The organism is Nonomuraea sp. NPDC046570, from assembly GCF_040645915.1.
GTDB lineage: Bacteria > Actinomycetota > Actinomycetes > Streptosporangiales > Streptosporangiaceae > Nonomuraea.
Window position 1 is genome coordinate 89,149 of record NZ_JBEYZF010000025.1, and the last position, 19,189, is coordinate 108,337.

At 71.2% G+C, this 19,189-nt stretch carries 20 protein-coding genes and 1 pseudogene; 12 read left to right on the forward strand and 9 right to left on the reverse strand.

From position 1 onward, the window contains the following. The first annotated feature begins 123 nt into the window (after positions 1-123). A complete protein-coding gene (locus tag ABZ911_RS31390; protein WP_358063987.1) occupies positions 124-339 on the forward strand; it encodes a hypothetical protein in 216 nt (71 codons plus the stop codon). 66 nt (positions 340-405) lie between these two features. Continuing rightward, positions 406-768: a molybdopterin-dependent oxidoreductase gene (locus ABZ911_RS31395; protein WP_358063990.1), complete on the forward strand. Its 363-nt coding sequence runs from the start codon at positions 406-408 to the stop codon at positions 766-768. A 164-nt stretch (positions 769-932) separates the two neighbouring features. On the opposite strand, the pseudogene ABZ911_RS31400 reads toward ABZ911_RS31395, so the two are convergent. Further along, a pseudogene (locus tag ABZ911_RS31400) lies at positions 933-1,608 on the reverse strand (transposase); the annotation flags it as partial. Between the two features lie 2 nt (positions 1,609-1,610). Here ABZ911_RS31400 and ABZ911_RS31405 point away from each other — a divergent pair. The 4 genes from ABZ911_RS31405 (at position 1,611) to ABZ911_RS31420 (ending at position 4,402) form a co-directional block, all read left to right on the forward strand. After that, on the forward strand, positions 1,611-1,946 hold the full coding sequence (locus ABZ911_RS31405; protein WP_358063993.1) for a molybdopterin dinucleotide binding domain-containing protein: 336 nt from the start codon (positions 1,611-1,613) through the stop codon (positions 1,944-1,946). Positions 1,947-2,007: 61 nt separating this feature from the next. Next, the gene (locus ABZ911_RS31410; RefSeq protein ID WP_358064063.1) at positions 2,008-2,559 is read left to right on the forward strand and encodes an HD domain-containing protein; all 552 of its coding nucleotides are present in this window, start codon (positions 2,008-2,010) and stop codon (positions 2,557-2,559) included. Between the two features lie 30 nt (positions 2,560-2,589). Next, positions 2,590-3,501, forward strand: coding sequence for a Rieske 2Fe-2S domain-containing protein (locus ABZ911_RS31415; protein ID WP_358063996.1), 912 nt, complete (start codon positions 2,590-2,592; stop codon positions 3,499-3,501). Positions 3,502-3,556: 55 nt separating this feature from the next. Beyond that, positions 3,557-4,402 carry an NAD(P)H-binding protein gene (locus ABZ911_RS31420; RefSeq protein WP_358063999.1) on the forward strand — a complete coding sequence of 282 codons (846 nt, stop codon included), beginning with the start codon at positions 3,557-3,559 and terminating at the stop codon, positions 4,400-4,402. Here ABZ911_RS31420 and ABZ911_RS31425 read toward each other — a convergent pair. From ABZ911_RS31425 to ABZ911_RS31440, 4 genes are all read right to left on the reverse strand, one after another. Then, positions 4,399-4,623, reverse strand: a complete 225-nt coding sequence (locus tag ABZ911_RS31425; RefSeq protein ID WP_358064002.1) for a hypothetical protein — start codon at positions 4,621-4,623, stop codon at positions 4,399-4,401. The genes ABZ911_RS31420 and ABZ911_RS31425 overlap by 4 nt on opposite strands. A 30-nt stretch (positions 4,624-4,653) precedes the next feature. Next, the gene (locus tag ABZ911_RS31430; protein ID WP_358064004.1) at positions 4,654-5,409 is read right to left on the reverse strand and encodes a sulfite exporter TauE/SafE family protein; all 756 of its coding nucleotides are present in this window, start codon (positions 5,407-5,409) and stop codon (positions 4,654-4,656) included. Positions 5,410-5,471: 62 nt separating this feature from the next. Further along, positions 5,472-6,395 (reverse strand): SPFH domain-containing protein, encoded by a 924-nt coding sequence (locus ABZ911_RS31435; RefSeq protein WP_358064006.1) that lies wholly within the window; start codon positions 6,393-6,395, stop codon positions 5,472-5,474. Between the two features lie 91 nt (positions 6,396-6,486). Continuing rightward, the gene (locus ABZ911_RS31440) at positions 6,487-7,275 is read right to left on the reverse strand and encodes an ABC transporter ATP-binding protein (RefSeq protein WP_358064009.1); all 789 of its coding nucleotides are present in this window, start codon (positions 7,273-7,275) and stop codon (positions 6,487-6,489) included. A gap of 68 nt (positions 7,276-7,343) precedes the next feature. Here ABZ911_RS31440 and ABZ911_RS31445 point away from each other — a divergent pair, with 68 nt between their 5' ends. Further along, a complete protein-coding gene (locus tag ABZ911_RS31445; RefSeq protein WP_358064012.1) occupies positions 7,344-8,063 on the forward strand; it encodes a hypothetical protein in 720 nt (239 codons plus the stop codon). Here the strand turns inward: ABZ911_RS31445 and ABZ911_RS31450 are convergent. Next, on the reverse strand, positions 8,050-10,734 hold the full coding sequence (locus tag ABZ911_RS31450) for a protein kinase (RefSeq protein WP_358064014.1): 2,685 nt from the start codon (positions 10,732-10,734) through the stop codon (positions 8,050-8,052). The two genes, ABZ911_RS31445 and ABZ911_RS31450, sit on opposite strands and share 14 nt — an antisense overlap. 167 nt (positions 10,735-10,901) lie before the next feature. On the opposite strand from ABZ911_RS31450, the gene ABZ911_RS31455 reads away from it, so the two are divergent. Continuing rightward, positions 10,902-11,606: a hypothetical protein gene (locus ABZ911_RS31455; protein WP_358064017.1), complete on the forward strand. Its 705-nt coding sequence runs from the start codon at positions 10,902-10,904 to the stop codon at positions 11,604-11,606. A gap of 38 nt (positions 11,607-11,644) precedes the next feature. Here the strand turns inward: ABZ911_RS31455 and ABZ911_RS31460 are convergent, their stop codons facing one another. Then, a complete protein-coding gene (locus ABZ911_RS31460) occupies positions 11,645-12,256 on the reverse strand; it encodes a response regulator transcription factor (RefSeq protein ID WP_358064019.1) in 612 nt (203 codons plus the stop codon). Then, the gene (locus ABZ911_RS31465) at positions 12,253-13,377 is read right to left on the reverse strand and encodes a GAF domain-containing sensor histidine kinase (protein ID WP_358064022.1); all 1,125 of its coding nucleotides are present in this window, start codon (positions 13,375-13,377) and stop codon (positions 12,253-12,255) included. The genes ABZ911_RS31460 and ABZ911_RS31465 overlap by 4 nt, the downstream gene beginning before the upstream one ends. 92 nt (positions 13,378-13,469) lie before the next feature. Here ABZ911_RS31465 and ABZ911_RS31470 point away from each other — a divergent pair, with 92 nt between their 5' ends. The 4 genes from ABZ911_RS31470 to serB all read left to right on the forward strand — a co-directional run bounded on the left by ABZ911_RS31470 (position 13,470) and on the right by serB (position 17,101). Next, positions 13,470-14,126 carry an SDR family NAD(P)-dependent oxidoreductase gene (locus tag ABZ911_RS31470; protein ID WP_358064025.1) on the forward strand — a complete coding sequence of 219 codons (657 nt, stop codon included), beginning with the start codon at positions 13,470-13,472 and terminating at the stop codon, positions 14,124-14,126. Then, entirely contained in the window at positions 14,123-15,133 is a 1,011-nt protein-coding gene (locus tag ABZ911_RS31475; RefSeq protein WP_358064028.1) for an S-adenosylmethionine:tRNA ribosyltransferase-isomerase, read from the forward strand. The genes ABZ911_RS31470 and ABZ911_RS31475 overlap by 4 nt, the downstream gene beginning before the upstream one ends. Before the next feature lie 95 nt (positions 15,134-15,228). Beyond that, entirely contained in the window at positions 15,229-15,798 is a 570-nt protein-coding gene (locus ABZ911_RS31480; RefSeq protein ID WP_358064031.1) for a hypothetical protein, read from the forward strand. 94 nt (positions 15,799-15,892) lie between these two features. After that, entirely contained in the window at positions 15,893-17,101 is a 1,209-nt protein-coding gene (serB, locus tag ABZ911_RS31485; RefSeq protein ID WP_358064034.1) for a phosphoserine phosphatase SerB, read from the forward strand. Positions 17,102-17,160: 59 nt separating this feature from the next. Here the strand turns inward: serB and ABZ911_RS31490 are convergent, their stop codons facing one another. Beyond that, entirely contained in the window at positions 17,161-19,179 is a 2,019-nt protein-coding gene (locus tag ABZ911_RS31490) for an FUSC family protein (protein ID WP_358064037.1), read from the reverse strand. Positions 19,180-19,189: the final 10 nt, after the last annotated feature.

A 19,189-nucleotide genomic window follows, 5' to 3' on the forward strand; every position in this document is an offset into this window, starting at 1 on the left:
AAGCCGGACCGATGTGCCGTCCTCGTCCCGTCACCCATGGGCTGCCACCCGATGACGGAGAGGCCGACGACCGGTCCGGCGAAGAAGTCCACCCCGGGACAAACACCGCGAAAGGGGCCTTCTATGTATTCACAAGGTATCAAGGGACTCAGTCGAATCAAGTCCCAGATCCGCGACGCCGTCGCGTGGGTGGACCGGGAGATCTGCATGGAGCCGGACGAGTTCGCCTACCGGCGAGGCTGGACGGTCGCCAGGACCGGCTTCGGCGCCCGCCGCTACCGCGACTCCTGGTTCGACCTGACGCGCACCACGCCCGGACAGATCCCGCGAGTGGGGTGAATCGGGGCTTCCCACTGCCCGCCACAGGAGACAAGATGAGTTCGGATGACGAACTCAGGAGCGGCGATGACCACCGTGCACCGTACCTGTCCCCTGTGCGAGGCCGTGTGCGGTCTGACGCTCACCCTCGGGGAGGGTGAGCGGGTGACGAGCGTCAGGGGCAATCGGGAGGATCCGTTCAGCAAGGGGTATATCTGCCCGAAGGGGGCGAGCCTCGGTGGGCTGGACGAGGACCCCGACCGGCTGGCCGCGCCGCTCGTCCGTACGGGCGGCGACTGGCGGGAGGTCTCCTGGGAGGAGGCCTTCGCGGTGGTCCGGCAGGGGTTCGAGCGGGTCGTGGACGCGCACGGGCGCCAGTCGCTGGCGCTGTACCTGGGCAACCCGAGCGCGCACACCGTCGCGGGCGGGCTCTACACGGCGCCGCTGTAGTGACGGTCGCGGGCAATCCGGTGCTGTCGGCGCCGAACGGCGCGCGGCTCGACACGGCGTTCGCGGGGCTCAACTTCAGCGTCGATCCGTACGTAGGCTTCTCGGCCGTAAGCGACCGAGCTTGCAGTTCCTCGCCGTCGATGGCTTCGACGGTCTGGTCCGCGTCAGGCAGCGTGACTCACTGCCCAGCCCGCTACACCGCGCGCGGCGATGTTACGGGCTGCGTTGACGTCGGCATGCTCAGCGAAACCGCACGACGTACAGGAGAAGACGGCCTGGTCTGGCCGGTTGGCCCGATCGGTATGCCCGCAGGCCGAGCATTGCCGGCTGGTGTAGGCCGGATCGACATGGATAAGAGCGATCCCGGCCTGTCGCGCCTTGTAGGCGATGAAGCCGCCCAGTTGGGCGAAGCTCCAGGAGTGCAGCGTGACCCGCTGGGGCTTGCGGAGCCGTACCCGCTCGCGGATGCCCTGGAGGTCTTCCAGGGCGATCCCGCGTCCGGTGCGTTCTGCCTCGGTCACGATGCGTTTGGCGATCACATGGTTGGTGTCGGCGGCGAACCGGGCTTCGGCCCGGCGGCGTTTCTTCAGCAGGCGTTTGGCGGATTTGGTGCGTTTGGCCTGCAACCGGCGGCGCAGCTCGCGGTGACGGTGCCTGACCGCGTTCAGGCCTTTGCCGCTATGGCGCAGGCCGTCGCTGGTGGTGGCGATGTTGACGATTCCAGATCGACACCGTGCGGGCGTGGGGTTGCCAGGACAGGCAGCGATCGTCATACGGCTGGGCGGCGTGCGGGCGGAAGGCGATCGGTTTGCTTTCGGCCCGGGTCCGCCGCCGCGATCCCCGTGCCAACGCTGGTCGGCGGGAGCAACACCTGCACGCTGCAGATCAACCCGGCCGACGTGGAGCGGCTCGGCCTCGACGGGTTCGCGACGGTGACCTCGGCGACCGGCACGCTCACCGTGCCGCTGGAGCCCACCGACACGATCATGCCGGGCGTCGTCAGCCTGCCGCACGGCTGGGGGCACGGCGGCAGCGTGCAGGCCGTCGCCGCCGAGCACGCGGGGGTGAGCGCGAACACGCTGACCGACGAGTCAGCGATCGACGTGCTTTCCGGCAATGCCGTGTTCAACGGGGTTCCCGTGACGATTTCGGCAACCGCTGTGATCACCACACATTAAGGTGTCGCGCGTGACTACCGCGCCCGAACAGGACCGCCTGAACGCTCAGATCACCTTCGCCATGGAGATCGACAAGCTCAAGCGGGTGATCCGCCGCAACCACCTGATGGACGGTTCGCGACGGGAGAACGACGCCGAGCACTCCTGGTACGTCGGCATGCTGGCGATGATCCTCGGCGAGCACGCGCCGCCGGGCACCGACCTCCAGCGCGTCGTGGCCATGCTGCTGGTGCACGACCTGGTGGAGATCGACGCGGGGGACGCCTTCATCTACGATCCCGTCGAGGTGGCGGCCCAGCCCGAGAGGGAGAAGGCCGCCGCCGACCGGATCTTCGCGTTGCTGCCGGAGGAGCAGGGGTGCGAGCTACGGGCGTTGTGGGAGGAGTTCGAGGAACGTGCCACTCCCGAGGCCCGGTTCGCCAAGGCGCTGGACCGGTTCGCGCCGATCCTGGCCAACCACCACACCGAGGGTGGCTCGTGGCCGCTGTTCAAGGTGTCGGTCGGCCAGGTGCGCGAGAAGGTGAAGATCATCGAGGAGGGTTCGGCCTCGCTGGGCGCGTACGCCACGGAGCTGATCGAGCTGTCCGCCGCCCGGGGGCATCTTTCCGAGTGACCCAGTAGGCCCCTGGGTAGGGGAAAGGTCGTGAAGGAGACAGTCAAGGCAGGTCGTCGGCATTCGCGGCGTTTCGTCGGGCCGCGCGATCTGGCCGACCGGCTCGAGAAGACCAGGGCGCTGGACCGGCCGATCAGGGTCGTGGCGAAAGCCGTACGGGAGAAGATCGGGCCCGGGCGGCTGCGGGACTGGCTGCACGGGGTGCCCACCGGCAAGCCGTTGCATCCGCCGCTCGCCACGGTGAGCCTGGGCTGCTGGCTGTCCGCCACGCTGCTGGACGCCACCCGCACCGATCCGCGGGCGGCCCGCGTGCTCATCGCCGCGGGTGTGGGCGGCGCGCTGCCCACGGCCGCCGCCGGGATCACCGACTGGTCCTCGCTGCACCGGGAGCAGCAGCGGGTCGGCTTCGTGCACATGCTGGCGAACCTGACCGCGCTCGGGCTGTTCTCCGGGTCGCTCGCCCTGCGCCTGACCGGGCGCGAGCGGGGCGGGCGGTGGCTGTCCGTCGCCGGGCTGAGTGCCGCGGGGATCGGCGGCTACCTGGGCGGACACCTGGCCTACCGGCTGGCGGCGGGGGCCAACCACGCCGAGCAGGTGGCCCACCTGGTGCCGCTGGGCTGGCACGATCTGTGCCCGATCGGGGACCTGCCCGAGGGGCGGCCGGTGGCCCGCAGGCTCGGCTACATCCAGCTCTTCGTGATGCGCCACGGCGACACCGTGGCGGTGATGGCCGACCGCTGCTCGCACCTGGCGGGGCCGCTGCACCAGGGGCGGGTCGTCATGGAGGACGGGGAGCCGTGCGTGGTCTGCCCGTGGCACGGGAGCACGTTCAGGCTGGCCGACGGGAGCGTGGCGCACGGTCCGGCCACCGCGCCGCAGCCCACGTTCGAGACGCGGCTGCGCGGGGACGGGGTGATCCAGGTTCGCCCGGCGGTGGGTTGACCTGAACAAAGGTTTAAGTTCTACGGTCCTCTCAACGACTACGAGAGGACTCGTCATGATTCTGGTCATCGGAGCCACCGGCAACGTCGGCCGTCCCACCGTCTCCTACCTGCGCGAGGCGGGCGCCAAGGTCCGCGCGCTGGTGCGGAACCCCTCGACCGCGGGGCTGCCCGCCGACGTGGAAACTGTCCAGGGGGACCTCACCAGGCCCGAGACCGTCGAAGCCGCGCTCGGCGGTGTCGACACCGTGTTCCTGATCTGGCCCGGGTTCGGCGTCGAGAACGCCGCCGCCGTCGTCGACGCCATCGCCAGGCACGCCCGCCGCGTCGTCTACCTGTCGGCGGACATGCCCGACCTGGCCGAGGGCGAGGAGTCGTCCCTCTTCCACCAGGACATCGAGCGGCTGATCCGCGCCTCAGGGCTGGAGTGGACGTTCCTGAAGCCCGGCGGGTTCGCCACCAACACCCTGGGCTGGGCCGAGCAGATCCGCCGGGACGGCGTCGTGCGCTGGCCGTACGGCCAGGGCGGCAGGTCGCTGATCCACGAGGCCGACATCGCGGCCGTGGCGGCGCTCACGCTCACCCAGGAGGGGCACACCGGCGCCGGCTACGTGCTGACCGGGCCTGAGGTGCTGACGCAGGCCGACCAGGTCCGGGTCATCGGCGAGGTGATCGGGCGACCGGCACGCTGGGAGGAGATCGCCCCCGAGGAGGCCAGGGAGCGACTCCTGGCCTCCTGGGGCGACGCCACCTTCGTGGACGGCGTGCTGAAGGCGTGGGGCAGGCTGGTGGACGAGCCGGAGGGCGTCACCGACACGGTGGAGCGGCTGACCGGAAGGCCCGCGCGGACCTTCCGCTCCTGGGTGGCCGACCACGCGGACGCCTTCACCGGCGAAGACTAGGACTTGGGCTCGTCGGCGGGGTGCTCGACGAGGGCGAGGATCCGGCTGGACATGAAACGCGCGGTCCGTACGGCACTGCCGCTCCGCGTCACCTCGCTCACCTCCACCAGTCCCCTGCGGTTGGCCACCTCGACGCGACGCCCGGCGCGAGTGGCGGTGACTTCGTAGGTGCGCGGAGTGCCCCCCGCATCGATGACGATCTCCACCCAATCACCCTTCATGTCCAGATATATACCCGTTTTTCTATGGATTTATCCGTACACCAGTTTGACAATCGCGAAGATTCCGACGCAGACGATGAAGCCGCGCAGCACCGGAGCGGGCAGCTTCCGGCCGACCTTGGCGCCGATGAACCCGCCTAGAGTCGCCCCCAGGGCGATCAACAGCACCGCCCACCAGTCCACCTCGGCGACCAGGGTGAACAGCACCGCGGCCGTACCGTTCACGATCAGCGACAGCACGTTCTTGGCCGCGTTCACCCGCTGCAGATCGTCGGAGAGCACCGCCCCCAGCAGCCCGATCAGCAGCACCCCCTGAGCGGCCCCGAAGTAGCCGCCGTAGACGCCCGCCCCGAACACCCCCAGCCACAGCCCGGCGCCGCCGTCGGGGTGGGCGTGCTCCCGATGCGCCGCCAGCCAGCCGTTGAGCTTCGGCTGGATGACCACCAGCACGCAGGCGAGCGCGATCAGGACGGGCACCACGACCTGGAACACGCTCGGGTCCAGGAAGAGCAGCAGAACGCCGCCGAGCAGGGCGCCGAGCGCCGAGCCCAGGCCGAGTCGGATCAGACGGTCCCGCTGGCCCTTCAGCTCGGCGCGGTAGCCGTACGCGCCGGTGAAGGAGCCTGGGACCAGGCCGATGTTGTTGGAGACGTTGGCCACCACAGGGTCGATGCCGACGGCCACGAGCGTGGGGAAGGTGATCAGCGATCCCGATCCCACCACCGCGTTGATGGCTCCGGCTGCGATTCCGGCCGCGCATATCGCGACCACTTCCAACGGCGACACGATCCCCTCCAACAGGTCCCGACAGAGCCTAGGGGGCGACCGGGGTCAAGCGGCGGGAGGGTTCACCCTGTGGGACCGTCCTTGGGCGGTGCGAACAGCCCGCCGAGGTTCTCCAGCGCCTTCCCCATCTCCGAAGGCACGATCCACACCTTGTTCGCGTCACCCTTGGCGATCTCGGGCAGCATCTGCAGGTACTGGTAGGCGAGCAGCGCCTGGTCCGGCTTGCCGTCGTGGATGGCCCTGAACACCATCCCGATCGCGTCCGCCTGCCCCTTGGCCCGCATGGCCTGCGCCTCGGCCTCGGCCTGGGCGCGCAGCACGGCCGCCTCCGCCTCGCCGCGCGCCCTCAGCACGGCGGCCTGCCGCTCGCCCTCCGCGGTCAGGATCGCCGACTGCTTGGACCCCTCGGCGGTCAGGATGGCGGCCCGCTTGTCGCGGTCGGCCCGCATCTGCTTCTCCATCGAGTCCTGGATGGAGGTGGGCGGGTCGATGGCCTTGAGCTCGACCCGGTTGACCCGGATCCCCCACCGGCCGGTCGCGTCGTCCAGCACGCCGCGCAACTCGGTGTTGATCTCCTCGCGGGAGGTGAGCGTACGCTCCAGGTCCATGCCGCCGACCACGTTGCGCAGCGTCGTCACGGTGAGCTGCTCGACGCCGACCAGGAAGTTGGCGATCTCGTACGTGGCCGCCTTGGGATTGGTGACCTGGAAGTAGATGACGGTGTCGATGGAGACCACGAGGTTGTCGGAGGTGATGACCGGCTGCGGCGGGAAGGAGACGACCTGCTCACGCAGATCGATCATCTCCTTGATCCGGTCGATGAACGGCATGACCAGATTGAGGCCGGGAGTGAGCGTGCGGTGGTAGCGGCCGAGCCGTTCGATGATCGCGGCGGTGGCCTGGGGGATGATCCGGACCGTCCTGACCAGGGCGAAGCCTGCGACCCCGACCAGGAGGATGGCGACGATCAGCTGCTCGGTGCCCATGGCGCACACTCCGCGAATCGAGGGGGCCGTCGCGGAAATGGTATGTGCTAACTCCCTTTTGGCGACCGTAAATCGCGCAAAAGCGGCCTACCTACTGAGCCCTGGCGTACCAGCGTCCTCCGTTGCCCCGCTCCAGCGTCAGCGGGACGCCGAACGTGCGCGACAGGTTGTCGGCCGTCATCACGTGCTCCAGCGGGCCCTGCGCCACCACCGAGCCGTGCCGCAGCAACAGCCCGTGCGTGAAGCCGGTGGGCACCTCCTCCACGTGGTGCGTCACCAGCACCATCGTGGGTGAGCGCTGGTCCTCGGCGAGCAGCGACAGGCGGCGCAGCAGGTCCTCGCGACCGCCCAGGTCGAGGCCCGCGGCCGGCTCGTCCAGCAGCAGCAGCTCGGGATCGGGCATGAGCGCCCTGGCGATCTGCACCCGCTTGCGCTCGCCCTCCGACAGCGTGCCGAACCTGCGCCTGATCAGGTGGGCCGCGCCCATCATGTCGATCAGCTCGACCGCCCTGGTCACGTCGTTGGAGTCGTACTCCTCCGTCCAGCGGCCGAGGATCGCGTAGGAGGCGGTCAGGACCAGGTCGATGACCTTCTCCTCCGGCGGGATCCGCTCGGCGAGCGCCGCGCTGGCCAGGCCGATCCGCGGGCGCAGCTCGAACACGTCGGTCTGGCCGATCCGCTCGCCCAGCACCTCGGCGACGCCCTCACTCGGATAGAGCAAGGTCGCCGCGACCTGCAGCAGCGTCGTCTTGCCCGCGCCGTTCGGCCCGATGACCACCCATCGCTCGTCCTCGTCGACGGCCCAGTCGATGCCGCGTAGCAGGACCGCCCCGTCGCGCCGGACAGCGACGTCCTGGAGCCGCAGCACCTGACCACCCATCCCGGTTCCCCTCCCTAAGAGAAAGCTCGAGACAAACCTATTGCAGGCTCAGCGCTTATCGTGGACCGGTGCGTGCTGAATCACCTACGTCCGCGGCCCTGGTCGCCTGGGGGAACGCCTGGCTGTCCGGGCATGTCGGCCTCGACGAGGCCGCCGACCAGGTGGAGAGAGTCGCGGGCCCGACCGTCGTGGGCCCGCTCTCCCTCCGCGGCTACCTCGCCGACCTGCGGGTTAACGGCCTGAGCGAGCTGCGGCTGGCGCTGCCCTCGGCCGGTGACCCGCTCGGGCTGTCGGGTCCGCCGCCGTTCAACTCCGCCGCCGTGGACGCGGGCGAGGCGGTGATCGCCGTGCTGCCCGATCGCCGGATCGGGCTCGTCCCCGCGCCCGACCACCGCGGCTCCTCCTACGTCGGCGTCAGCCTGAGCGAGTACGAGGCCGGTCCGCCGCGCGCCGACCTGCCCTCCGTCGCCGAAGCCGAGCGCGAGCTGGCCACCGCGATCCACTCGGCCACCGAGGCGCTCTCCGCCGTGGACGGCCCGGCGCAGGGCCATCCGGGACGGCCGGCCGCGGCGGGCGGCGAGCTCGCGCCCGGCTACCCCGCGCGGGCGCACCGCGTCGCCGCGCTGGCCGCGCGGCTCTCCGGGATCCTGCGCCTGGCCGACGACCGCGGCCTCACCTCCGCCCAGATCGTCACGCGCGCCGAAGCGCTGCGAGACCTCGACCGCGCGGTACGGCGAGCACTCGTGGCCGCCCACCACGCGATCTTCGAGCCCTCTACGAATTCGTAGCCGACCCGAACCGCCAGATCCTGATCAGCTTGTCCTTGCCCGCCGACACCACCGCGGGCCTGCCGTCCACCGTCACGACGGACACCGAGTACACGCCGCCCTTGTGCGCCTTGACCGGCTTGCCCAGGGACTTGCGCATCTCGGCGTCCCAGAGCCTGATCGTGCCGTCCGTGCCGCCCGACACCAGCACCCTCTTGCCGTCCACGGTGCCGAACGACAGCGAGTACACGTTGTCGGTGTGCCCCTTCAGCGGGCCGCCGTAGGAGGCGCCCGTCTTCGGGTTCCACAGCCTGATCCGCTTGTCCTTGCCGCCGGAGGCGACCACCGGCTTGCCGTCCACCTCGCCGACGGCCACCGAGAAGACCGCCCCGCGGTGGCCCTTGTACGCCTTGCCGTACGCCTTGCGCTTGTTCAGGTCCCAGACGCGCAGCGTCTTGTCCTCGCTGGCGGACACCACGACCGGGCGGTCGCCGACCGTGCCGATGCCGAGCCAGTTGATGTCCTTGCGGTGCGCCCTGATCGAGCCGAGCTGCCGGTTCTTCTTCAGGTCCCAGACGCGCAGCGTGCCGTCGCCGTCGCCGGTGACCGCGACCCACTTGCCGTTCGCCCGGCCCACCGCGACCGCGAACACGGCGATCGGGTGGTAGCCGAGCACCTTGCCCTTGCGGGTCTTGAGGTTCCAGACGCGCACGGTGTGGTCGTAGCCGCCGGAGACGGCCATCGGCTTGCCGCCGATCGTCGCACTCGCCACCGCGTACACCTCGTCGTCGTGGCCGCGCAGCCGGCCGACCGTCCGGTGCTTGACCGGGTCCCAGATCCGCAGCGTGCCGTCCTGGCTGCCGGAGATCACCCGGAGCGCGCCGCCGATCTTGATCGCGGTGAGCGACTGGACCGCCTTGCTGTGGCCCTTGAGCGCCTTGCCGTCCTGCTTGCCGAGCAGGGGGATCAGGTCGGGGAGGGTCGGCACGGTGTTCGCGTCGGGCGTCGTCACGGGCGTGCTGGGCGACGGGCTGGGCTGGCCGGTGGGCTCCGTGGTGGGAGGTCCCGAGGAGGGCGGGGAGTTCGTGGGCGGGCCGTTGGAGGTGTCGATCGCCACGTTCGTCGGGCCTGGCCGGGGGTCGTCGTCGAACGCGCTGGGCGCCACGAACAGCACGGTCGCCGCCAGCACCAGCGCGGCCAGCATCGCGCCGCCGACGATCCCGGCCTTCTTGCGGCGGGCGCGGTCCTCGGCGCGCTTCTCCTCGGGCGCGGTCTCGCGGAAGAAGGCGTCGTTGTCGTTCGCCTTGCGCGGCGGGAACGGTCCCGGAGGGTAGCTCGCCTGCTGCCCGTCCTGCCCCCCGGAACCCTGGCCTTTGCCGTACGGCTGCGCCGGCTGGCCGTACGGTCCGGGCGGTTGGCCGTAGGGCTGGCCATAGACCGGGCCCTGGGGTGGCTGGCCGTAGGGCGGAGGGGGCTGTTGCGGGGTGTAGGGCTGAGGCGGGATCGAGTGCATGCCCGAAGGGTTGGCCCAGCCCGACGCCGCGGCCGGCGGTTCGGCCTGCTGCTCCTGCGGGGACCCCTGCTGCGGAGTTCCGTGGGGTGGCGTTCCCTGCTGGTGCGGGAGCTGCGGTGGCGCGGCGTGCGGATGCGAGGAGTTGGGGTGCGAAGAGTTCGGGTGGAAGGAGTTCGGGTGTGAGTCATGCGGTTGCGGCGAACCGGCGGTTGACGCGCCAGGGTGTGGCGGACCGGGGTTCGAGGCGGCGGGGTGCGGTGGCTGCGGGTCCGGGAGGAGGAAGGGGGTGGGGGGCGGCAGGGACGGCTGCTCGGCGGCGACCTGGGTGCCGGTGGTGAGCGCGACTTCCGCGTCACCGGGCTGGATCGCCCCCTGGTTCTCCAGCAGCGCGAACAGCGTCTCCGCCGCCGACGGCCGCTCCTCGGCCCGCTTGCTCAGCCCGGCCTGCACGATCGCGCGCAGGTTGTCCGGCAGCGCCGACAGGTCGGGCTCCTCGTTCATCACCCGGTAGATGACCGCGGGCAGGCTGTCCTGCCCGAACGCGGGCCGCCCGGTGGCCGCGAACGTCATCGTCAGCGCCCAGCTGAACATGTCGCTCGCGGGCGCCACCCGCTCCCCGGAGATCTGCTCGGGCGACATGTACGCGGGCGTGCCGACCACCCCGCTGCTGATCGTCATCGCCGAGTCGAGCGCCCTGGCGATCCCGAAGTCGATCACTCGCGGACCGTCGGGGCCGAGCAGCACGTTGCTCGGCTTGAAGTCCCGGTGCACGATCCCGGCCCGGTGGATGGCCGCCAGCGCGGTCACCGTACCGACCGCGAGCCGGTAGAGCGCCCCCCCGGTGCGCGGCCCGTCGGTCTGCACGATGCGCTGCAGCGAGACACCCTCGACGAGCTCGCTGACGATGTACGGCAGGTCGCCGTCCATGTTCGCGTCGAGCACCTGCGCCGTGCAGAACTGGGCCACCCGCCTGGCGGCGGCGACCTCGCGCAGGAACCGCTCGGCGTCGATCCCCGGCTTGTCCAGCCGGGTGTTCAGCAACTTGATCGCGACTGTTTCCCCGTCGGGCCCCTGGCCCTTGAAGACGACCCCCTGTGCCCCCTTGCCCAGCCTGCCCAGTAACCGGTAGATCCCCAGTTGCGCCGGGTCCCCCGGCTGCAAGGGGTGCGTGTCCGGCACCTGTCCTCCCCCTCGTACGTATCCCCCGTGGCAAGAGTGACGGGCGTGAACGGCGGCCCGCAAGCCATCACATATCACGAAAGATCATCACTCTTCGCGAAGTATTTACCCTAAGCAATAATCGTCGAGACAATCGTGGATTTCCAGAACCGTACGGGGAGCACCGCATGCGCAGACCACTCGGCGCGCTCTTGGGCTTCGGCCTGATCGCGCCTCTCGTCCCACTCAGTCCACTGGCGACCGCCTCGCCGGCCGAAGCGGCCGTCCTGTCGGCCCCCGCGCCCGTCACGCAGGTCGTCCCTGCCGCGGTGGTGCGGAAGGATCCGTTCTCTCGCTTCAAGGTGAGTGTGCGGTACGACAAGTCCACCAAGCGCGCGGGCAAGATCACTTACTACATCAAGGCCAAGAACCTCGGCCCGTACGCGGCCGACTACTTCGGCGTCGGCGGCCAGTTGCCCAAGGGCGTCAAGCCCACGCTCCGCTGGGGCGGCCCCAAGGGGACCCAGTGCGTGTGGCAGGGGCAGATCTTCCTGTGCGTGCCGAAGTACCAGGTGCCCGTCGGCGGCACCACCTGGCTGAAGTTCCAGCTCACGCTGAAGTCGAACACCAAGGGCATCGCCAAGGGCCGGGTCGGCGTGATCGCCTACGACCTGCCCACCGGCGCCGAGAACATCGACCAGGAAGAGCTGGCCAGGATCGGCGGCCTCAAGGGCCACCTGTTCATGAAGCCCACCAAGACGAAGATCGTCTGGCCTCAGCGCAAGCGCAAGAGCGGCGGCGGCAGCGGTTACACGCCGCCTCCCCCGCCCCCGCAGTGGACGCCGCCCGCGAACAACTCCCACGTGGAGCGGAACGAGAAGAAGGACACCTGATCTACCGGGGCCGCTCTCACCGGGGCGGCCCCGCGGTCTCAGGCCAGGTCGTGCCGTACCGCGTAGAGCGCGGCCTGGGTCCTGTCCTGCACGCCGAGTTTCATCAGCACGTTCGACACGTGCGTCTTCACGGTCTTCTCGGCCACCGTGAGCCGGCGGGCGATCTCCCGGTTGGAGTGTCCGGCGGCGATCAGCTTCAGCACCTCCCGCTCCCGCTCGGTGAGCGGCACCGGCGAGGGCGCCGGATCGGCGGCCAGCATCGCCTCCGCCGCCTCCGGCGCGAGCAGCACCTGCCCGCCGTGGACGGAACGCACCGCCTGCACCAGCGCCTGCGGATCGACGTCCTTGTACAGGAACCCCGACGCGCCCGCCCGCATCGCGGGCCCCACGTCACCGCGGTCGCTCACCGAGGTGAGCACCAGCGCCCTGGTCGGCGAGCCCGACAGCCGCCCCAGCGTGCCCAGCCCGTCGAGGACCGGCATCTTCAGGTCGAGCAGCAGCACGTCGGGCTTGAGCTCCTCGACCAGCCGCACCGCCTCGTCCCCGTCGGCCGCCTCGCCGACGACCGTGATGTCCTCCTGGAGGTCGAGGAAGGTCCGCAGGCCCTGCCTCACCACCGGATGGTCATCGGCGATCAGCACCCGGATCACACGCCCACCTCCATGCGCACGGTCGTCCCCTCGTCGCGCGCGGAGGTCACCGTGACGCCACCGCCGACCGACTCCGCCCGCTCCTTCATCGACACCAGGCCGAGACCGCGCCCGGCCAGCTCGTCGAACCCCGTGCCGTCGTCGCTGACCGTCAGCACCACCCTGCCGCCCTCGCGGGCGAGCCGTACCACGACCAGGTCGGCCCGCGCGTGGCGGAGCGCGTTGTGCACCGCCTCCTGGGCCACCCGCAGCACCGCGACCTCCACCTCGCTGCGCAGGTCCGGCAGCGTGTCGGCCTCGAAGGTGACGGCGGCGGGGTGCAGCCGGTCGAGCAGGCGCACCTGCCTGCCCAGCGTCTCGGCCAGCCCGTGCCGGTCCAGTTCGGCGGGGCGCAGCTCCACGATGACCGCGCGCAGCTCGGCCAGCGCCTCCCCGGCCAGCCGCTGCACCGTGTCCAGTTCGGCGACGGCCCGCTCGGGAGCCCTGTGCACCAGCGCGGCGGCGGCCTGGGCGGTGAGCCTGAGCGAGAACAGCTTCTGGGTGACCGCGTCGTGCAGGTCACGGGAGACCCGGTTGCGCTCCTCGACCATCGCCAGCTCGCGCCCGCTCTCGTAGAGCCTGGCGTTGATCAGCGCGATCGCGGCGTGCGCGGCGAACAGCGTGAGCAGGTCCTGGTCCGCCGCCGTGAAACCGCCGGGGGTGCGCTTGTTGGCCAGGAAGATGATGCCGAGCACCTGGTCGCCGTCGAGGATCGGCACGCCCAGGAAGTCCTTCATCACCGGGTGCGCCTTGGGCCACCACTCGAACCGCGGGTCCTCGCGCAGGTCGGGCAGGCGGACCGGGACCCCCTCGCGGAGCATCGCGCCGAGCATGCCATGCTGACGGGGCAGCGGCCCGATCGCGTCCCACTGCCTGTCGGTGATCCCCTCGGCGACGAACTCCGCGAACGAGCCGTCGTCGTCCGGCACGCCGAGCGCGGCGTACCTGGCGTCGAGCAGCCGCTGCGCCGAGCGCACGATGACCTGGAGCACCTCGCGCACCGACAGGTGCCGGGTGACCGCGAGCACCGCGGAGCTCACCGCGTGCAGTATCGCGTCCCTGTCCTCGGGGTCCCGGCTCACGGAGCCAGACTACGGTCCTAGGTCCAAGTGCCGAGCCGCGGCAGGGACCTGAGCCCGATGTACGGCCGCGCCCGCACTCCTACCGTCGGGTCATGACGAACACCGCACTCATCACCGGCGCCTCCCGTGGTCTCGGCCTCGCCCTCGCCAGGGCGCTGGCGGATGCGGGCTGGACCCTCGTGCTCACCGCGCGCGGCACCGAGGAACTGGCCCGGGTGGCCGGCGAGCTGGGCGCCACCGCGATCCCCGGCGACGTGACCGACCCCGCGCACCGGGCCGCGCTCGCCGCCGCCGTGCCGGACCTCGACCTGCTGGTCAACAACGCCTCCGGGCTCGGCGCGACGCCGCTGCCGCCGCTGGCCGACTACCCGCTGGACACCTTCAGGGCGCTCGTCGAGACGAACGTGACCGCGCCGCTGGCCCTCGTCCAGGCCACCCTGCCCGCGTTGCGCCGCCGGCGCGGCGCCATCGTGAACATCACCTCCGACGCCGCCCTCGGCGCCTACCAGGGCTGGGGCGGGTACGGCGCGACCAAGGCCGCCCTCGACCAGCTCTCCAACGTGCTGGCCGCCGAGGAGCGCGACGTCGCGGTCTGGTGGGTGGACCCGGGCGAGATGAACACCCGCATGCTCGCCGACGCCGTCGGCGCCGATGAGGCCGCGGCGGCGAGCGACCCGGCCATCGTGGCGGCCGTGATCGGCGACCTGGTCAAGGCCAGGCCGGCGTCCGGAAGGGTGAGCGCCCAATGACGATCGACTTCGCCCTCCCCCCGGCCCTGTCGGCGCACGAGCCGCCGGAGGCGAGGGGGCTGGCCCGCGACGCCGTACGGCTGATGGTGACGGACTCCGGCGGGCGGATCGGTCACCATCGCTTCCGCGACCTGCCCGAGCTGCTCGCCCCCGGCGATCTCGTCGTGGTGAACAACTCGGCCACCCTGCCCGCCGCGGTCGAGCTGGACCGGCTGGCGGTGCACTTCTCCACCGCGCGCGAGGACGGCACGTGGCTGGTCGAGCTGCGCCGCCATACCTCCGGCGGCACCGAGCCGTACCCGGGCGGCGCGGCGGGCGAGTGGCTGCCGCTGCCCGGCCGCGCGACGCTGCGGCTGATCGCCCGCGAGACGCCACGCCTCTGGCGCGCCTCACTCGACCGTCCCGTCCACTCCTACCTGCACGAGCGCGGCAAGCCGATCCGCTACTCCTATGTCGAGGCGGAGTGGCCGCTCGCCGACTACCAGACCGTGTTCGCCACCGTGCCTGGCAGCGCCGAGATGCCGAGCGCGGGCCGCCCGTTCACCGCCGAGCTGGTCACCGCGCTGGTCTCCAGGGGGGTGCGGGTCGCGCCGATCACCCTGCACACCGGCGTCGCCTCACCGGAGAAGGACGAACCGCCGTACGCCGAACGGTTCGAGGTGCCCGAGCCGACGGCCACGCTGGTGAATCGGACCCGCGAGGACGGCGGCCGGGTCGTCGCGGTGGGCACCACCGTGGTGCGCGCCCTGGAGAGCGCCGTGGACCCGCAGGGCCGTCTTCGCCCGGCTGAGGGCTGGACCTCGCATCTGGTGACCCCGGAGACGGGCGTGCGCGCCGTGCACGCGCTGCTCACCGGCCTGCACGAACCCCGGTCGAGTCACCTGCGGATGCTGACCGCCTTCACCGGCGAGGAGGTGCTTTGCCGGTCCTATGACGAAGCGTTGTGTGAGGGATATCTCTGGCACGAGTTCGGCGACACGCACCTGCTCTTCGGCAATAAATGGTAGATCCTTTATGGAGTTCATGATAGGAAACAGCCGTATTTAAACGGGGGCCCAAATCGCGTGCGCTCCCGTCCCTTCTTCCTCATCGGAGACGTTTGATGCGCCACCCCCTGGCGAAGATCGCCACCTTTGCGCTCGTCGCCCCTCTCTCGGGCGCCATGTTCCTGTCGGCTCCGGCCGTCGCGGCGCCCGTCGCCGCCAAGCCCGCCGCGGTCAAGGCGGCCGACCCGTTCTCCGTCTTCGACATCAGCCTGAAGGCGACCAAGAAGGTCAAGCGCGGCGGCACGATCAACTACTCGGTCGTCGCCACCAACGAAGGCCCCTACGAGGCCACCGCGGGCACCTGGTTCGTCGGCGGGGAATTCCCCAAGGGCGTCGACCTGAGGAAGATCTCCTACCGCAGCAGCGTGGCGGGCACCGAGTGCCTCCTTGACGGCCGCTCGCTGTTCTGTGTGATCCCCGCCACGGTGAAGAAGGACGAGTACGTCGCCGTGTCCTTCGCCGCCAAGGTCAAGAAGACCGCCAAGGGCACCCAGTCGGCCGTGCTCGGCGTCGTGTCCTACGACGTCCAGCAGGGCATGGAGAACATGAGCAAGGAAGAGCTCGACCGCATCGGCGTGCCCGCCAAGGCGTACGCCAAGCTGGTCAAGACCAAGATCGTGCGCTAGCTCCGCCGTGACGGGCGCCCGCGCCACGTGGGCGCCCGTCCGAATGCTGAACCCTCATGCCGAGCACGAGAGCGTGCACAGTAGCTTGGACAATGTGGACCAGCGCACTCTCCTGATCACTCTGAACGGCCCCGACCGACCAGGGGTCACCTCCCGGCTCTTCTCCGTCCTGTCGAGCTTCCCCGTGATCGTGAGCGACATCGAGCAGGTCGTCATCCGCGGCCGCCTCACTCTCGGCGTACTCGTCACCTACGCCGGCGGGCCGTCGACCGGCACCGGCGGCACCCTCGGCGCCCTGTGGTCCGCCATGGAGCGCGTGGCCGAAGATCTCGGCCTTGAGCTCGAACTGTCCACCGGTTCCCAGACCAAGGAGGCCCGCCGGCGCGGGCGCCTGTCGGTGAGCGTGCTCGGCGCGCCGCTGCAGCCTGCCGCCATGGCGGGCATCGCCGGGCGGATCGCCGCCGCGGGCGCCAACATCGACCGCATCGAACGCCTCGCGCAGTGGCCGGTGACCTGCATCGAGCTGTCCGTCTCGGGCGCCGACCCCGCCATGCTCAGGGGCGAGCTGGCCGCCGAGGCCGCCGTCCAGCAGGTCGACGTGGCGGTCCAGCGCACCGGCCTGTCCCGGCGGGCCAAGCGGCTGATCGTCATGGACGTCGACTCGACGCTGATCCAGGCCGAGGTCATCGAACTGCTCGCGGCGCACGCCGGCTGTCTCGACGAGGTGGCCAGGGTCACCGAGGAGGCGATGCGCGGCGAACTCGACTTCGCCGAGTCGCTGCGCCGCCGGGTGGCGCTACTCGAAGGACTGTCCGAGGACGTCTTCGCGAAGGTACGCACGGAGGTCGTGCTCACCCCGGGCGCCCGCACCCTCGTCCGTACGCTGAAGCGGCTCGACTACCGCTTCGCGATCGTCAGCGGCGGCTTCACCCAGATCACCGACGACCTGGTGAAGGATCTCGGCATCGACTACTCCGCCGCCAACGTGCTGGAGGTCGTCGACGGCAGGCTCACCGGCCGGGTCGTCGGCGAGATCGTCGACCGGCCGGGCAAGGCCCGGGCGCTGGAGCGCTTCGCCCGCGAGGCGCAGGTGCCGATCAGCCAGACGGTGGCGATCGGCGACGGCGCCAACGACCTGGACATGCTCGCCATCGCCGGGCTCGGCATCGCGTTCAACGCCAAGCCCGTGGTCCGCAAAGCCGCCCACACCGCCGTCACCACGCCCTACCTCGACTCGATCCTCTACCTGCTGGGCATCTCCCGCGACGAGGTCGAGGCAGCCGACGCCGAAGACCTGCTCTAGCCCCGCCACAGGAACGGGTAGTCCTCCTCCAGGTCCGCGTTATCGGAGACCCGCCCCCGTCAGGCGACCCGCTCGCCCAGGCGCAGGGCGTCGGCGCAGATTGCGCGCAGGGCCGGGTGGGCGGCCACCGTGTGCCGCAGCTCCCTCCTGACCGCGGTGTCCTCCCTGATCGCCGCCTCCTCCATCAGCGTGTCGACCCGGGAGGCCAGCGCGGCCAGCGCCCAGTCCAGTTCGTCGCCCTCCGGCGCCCGGCTGCCCTTCTTCACCGCCTCGGCCACCGTCTCCAGCCGGTCGGCCACCATGTCGAGGATCGCGGCCGTCGCGTCCCAGCCGGTGTCGCCGCCACGGATGACCGCCGACAGCAGCATCACGTCGTCGCGTACCTTGCGGGCCTCGTCGACCGCGTGCCTGAGCTCTGCGGGCGCCCTGCCGCCCGGCTCCTTCTCCAGCCGGTCCAGGGACTCGGTCAGCCGGTCGGCGGTCCGCCCCGCCTCCTCGATGTGGTCGGCCAGCTCGTCGAGGTCCCGCTCGGCCAGCGTGCGCACCAGCCTTCCGTGGGTACGCAACAGGTCCACCACCCGGCCGTTGATCCGGCCCGCCTCGCCGCGCGGCCACAGCAGCCGGGCCGCCAGCAGCGCCGCCACTCCGCCCGCGGCCGTCAGCAGCAGCCTGACCCCGGCGGCATGCCAGTCGATACGGGTGGAGAAGTCGGTGAGCATCAGCGCCAGCGGCGTGGCCACCACCGACCAGTAGGCGTAGCTGACCTCCCGCAGCGCGAACCCGATCGTCGCGAAGGTCCACACGATGAGCACGACGGTGAGCGGCCCCGGCACCACGGCCAGGATCAGCGCCGCCACGGCCGTACCGACCACCGTCCCGGCCACCCGCAGCACCACCCGGTCCACGGTGTCGCCGTACGTCGACTGCAGCCCCACCAGCACGGTGAACACGAACCAGATGGCGTACGGCTCGCGGATCGTCACCGCCAGCGCCATCGCCAGTGCCGTCGCCAGCCCCAGTCGGCCCGCGTGCCTCGGCGGCCGGGTGATGACCGGGATCTGCCAGGACAGGCGCGGCAGCCTCGGCGCCGCCCGCACCCGCTCGGCCACCCCGCTGGCGCGCACGGCGACCGCGATCCGGTCCACGCACCTGCGCACCTGGCCGAGCAGCGCCGCGTACCGCAGCTCCTCGGGATCGGTCTCCCCGCCCACCCTCACGTTCGCGGCGTACTCGGCGAACTCCCCCGCGGCCGCGATCGCCTCCCGCAGCGCCTCGGGATCCTCCTCGCGCAGCGCCTCGGACAGCGCGGCCACGGCCTCGTCCAGGCGCGGCACCGTGGGCCTCGCCTCCAGCGCCTGGGCGCGCAGCGTGCGCAGGGCGACGCTCTCGTGGAAGACGCGGGTGAGCGCGGCCACGTAGCGGTCCGGCGAGCGCTCGTCGTCGGCGTTGTGGAAGGGAGCCGCCGCCGTGCCCGCTTCCTCCAGCGCCTCCGACGCGCGCTCCCGCGCCTCGACCCAGTCCTCCTCCGGCAGGTCGAGGCCGTCCAGCATGTCCGCCAGCGCCTCCGCCGCCTCCCGCAGCGCCTGCCTGAGCGGGTCGAGGCGGCGCACCGGCCACAGCGCCAGCGCGAACGCGCAGAACAGCAGCCCGCCCAGCCCCAGCAGCGCCGACGGCCCCCAGGAGGGCGGCAGATGGTCGTAGAACCCGATGACGGTGGCCAGCACGGGCGACATGCCGACCGCCTCCCAGTGCCCCGCCGCACAGGCCACCAGGCCGATGCACACCACCGCCACCCACGGGTACGGCCCGACCAGCGACCCGAGCCAGAACCCCAGCATGATGAGGACGACCTGGCCGAACAGATTCCGGGCGCGCGTGCCGTACGGCTGGCCGTAGGTGTCGCCGAAGGCGGTGAGGTAGGTGCCGAGGGCGACCAGGCCGCCGGTTCTCAGGTCTCCGGCGAGGGCCCCGGCCAGCAGGGGGGCGGCGACCGCCGTACCGCAGAGGACGCCGTAGCCCCACGGCGGCCGGGCGGGCAGCGAGAAGCCGGTGCGCAACGCGTCAGCCGCTCCTCGCATCGGCTCCCCC

Coding starts and splice junctions, on each gene's coding strand:
- ABZ911_RS31390 (WP_358063987.1), top strand. CDS start 124: ATGTATTCACAAGGTATCAAGGGACTCAGTCGAATCAAGTCCCAGATC.
- ABZ911_RS31395 (WP_358063990.1), top strand. CDS start 406: ATGACCACCGTGCACCGTACCTGTCCCCTGTGCGAGGCCGTGTGCGGT.
- ABZ911_RS31410 (WP_358064063.1), top strand. CDS start 2,008: ATGGAGATCGACAAGCTCAAGCGGGTGATCCGCCGCAACCACCTGATG.
- ABZ911_RS31420 (WP_358063999.1), top strand. CDS start 3,557: ATGATTCTGGTCATCGGAGCCACCGGCAACGTCGGCCGTCCCACCGTC.
- ABZ911_RS31425 (WP_358064002.1), bottom strand. CDS start 4,623: ATGAAGGGTGATTGGGTGGAGATCGTCATCGATGCGGGGGGCACTCCG.
- ABZ911_RS31435 (WP_358064006.1), bottom strand. CDS start 6,395: ATGGGCACCGAGCAGCTGATCGTCGCCATCCTCCTGGTCGGGGTCGCA.
- ABZ911_RS31440 (WP_358064009.1), bottom strand. CDS start 7,275: ATGGGTGGTCAGGTGCTGCGGCTCCAGGACGTCGCTGTCCGGCGCGAC.
- ABZ911_RS31455 (WP_358064017.1), top strand. CDS start 10,902: ATGCGCAGACCACTCGGCGCGCTCTTGGGCTTCGGCCTGATCGCGCCT.
- ABZ911_RS31470 (WP_358064025.1), top strand. CDS start 13,470: ATGACGAACACCGCACTCATCACCGGCGCCTCCCGTGGTCTCGGCCTC.
- ABZ911_RS31475 (WP_358064028.1), top strand. CDS start 14,123: ATGACGATCGACTTCGCCCTCCCCCCGGCCCTGTCGGCGCACGAGCCG.
- ABZ911_RS31480 (WP_358064031.1), top strand. CDS start 15,229: ATGCGCCACCCCCTGGCGAAGATCGCCACCTTTGCGCTCGTCGCCCCT.
- ABZ911_RS31490 (WP_358064037.1), bottom strand. CDS start 19,179: ATGCGAGGAGCGGCTGACGCGTTGCGCACCGGCTTCTCGCTGCCCGCC.